Below are 232 nucleotides of genomic sequence, written 5' to 3'. Positions count from 1 at the left end.
GATTTATGGCCTACATTTATTCAAAATGCAGTCATGCCTGCCGCTAAAAAATATGGCCTAGAAGCAAAAATGGGGGAAGATGGCGCTGTTGCTCAACTGCGAGCTGCGGTAGTGTCGCGTTTAGGCTTTGATGGTGAAGATAAAAATGTGATCAATAAAGCTAAGCAGCAAACAGCTGTTTACTTAAAAGATCCACAAAATGTAGACCCTTATTTAGCGGGTACTTACTTAC

The 232-nt window shown here is 41.4% G+C and carries 1 protein-coding gene; it reads left to right on the top strand.

The features are described 5' to 3' along the window. Positions 1-232 (top strand): hypothetical protein (locus R0K30_RS23775; protein WP_410613521.1); only part of this gene is annotated, 232 nt, incomplete at both ends.

The organism is Bacillus sp. SIMBA_154, from assembly GCF_046536015.1.
GTDB lineage: Bacteria > Bacillota > Bacilli > Bacillales > Bacillaceae > Bacillus > Bacillus pumilus_P.
Note: the sequence above shows the minus strand (reverse complement) of the source record. Positions and strands in the feature narration are given on the sequence as shown.